Origin of the sequence: Moorena sp. SIO4A1 (assembly GCF_010672065.1) — a bacterium.
Lineage (GTDB): Bacteria > Cyanobacteriota > Cyanobacteriia > Cyanobacteriales > Coleofasciculaceae > Moorena.
The window spans coordinates 1-1008 of sequence record NZ_JAAHHX010001094.1 but is presented as its reverse complement, the minus strand read 5'-3'; the positions used below and the strand labels follow the sequence as shown (position 1 = coordinate 1008).

Sequence of the window (1008 nt, the reverse complement as noted above, 5' to 3'; positions counted from 1 at the left end):
ACTTATGAAAACTGATCTAAAAGTTAAACTCCTTAAGCACCTGAGCCAGAAAAAGCAAGACGAAGGTTTTACTCTAATTGAACTACTGGTTGTAATCATCATTATTGGAATTCTATCCGCCATTGCGCTGCCTTCTTTCTTGAACCAAGCTAATAAGGCCAAGCAGTCAGAAGCTAAAACTTATGTCGGTTCTATGAATAGAGCTCAGCAAGCGTACTTCCTGGAAAACAATGATTTTATAATTGAAAATGGTGATTTTGGTCAGTTAGGTCTTGGCATTGCCACAGCGACTGAGAACTACATTTACGGGGTAAAGGTGGGAACTGCTGACCCAGAAAGCGTCAATAGTTATGCAGACCCAAGAGATACAGATACACCTATAGATAGCGGTACAGCTGACAATGATTCTTCGCTTAAGGCATATCATGGTGTTACAAGCGTAGGTGAGATAGAAGAGACCAGTGAGGCTACCACTTTAGCTGTATTGTGTGAATCCGTAAAAGTTACGAAATTTGGTGGTGTACTTGGTTCGGATGCAGATGTCCAAGTTACTGACAAAGGTGTTCCTAGCTGTGATGGTGACATATGGAAGGATTTATCAGGTAAGAGATAAGTCACGATACTTAGGCTAAAACCTTGGTGAGGACAGTTTTAATCACCTAAAATTAACTATTTACTTAGAGTGGGTAGATGCTTCTACCCACTTTGTTTTATGCAAATACTTAACTGGACAATTACGTTAATCAGGATTTCAATAGTATTAGAAAATGGGGTGGTCGGTTTCATTTAATTAGCAAAAAAATATGACTAACTGGCAGCAACAAGCGGAGCACTATCTAATTCAGGGAAACTACAGTAAAGCCGCAAGTTTATACGAACAGGCGATTGAAGCAGAACCGGATGTTATAAGCTACTACTGGCATTTAGGCTTACTGTTCCTCTTGCAGGGTCAAGAAACAGAAGCGCAAACCACTTGGCTGCTGGTGATGGCGGAGGCGGAGTCAGACC

Annotated in this window: 2 protein-coding genes; both read left to right on the top strand. The window is 41.1% G+C overall.

Annotated elements, in window-relative coordinates; genetic code table 11:
* Positions 1 to 4: 4 nt before the first annotated feature.
* Positions 5 to 613, top strand: coding sequence for a type IV pilin-like G/H family protein (locus tag F6K53_RS45530; protein WP_293087844.1), 609 nt, complete (start codon positions 5 to 7; stop codon positions 611 to 613).
* 190 nt (positions 614 to 803) lie between these two features.
* On the top strand, positions 804 to 1008 hold a 205-nt coding region (locus tag F6K53_RS45525; RefSeq protein WP_293087841.1), incomplete at its 3' end, for a tetratricopeptide repeat protein.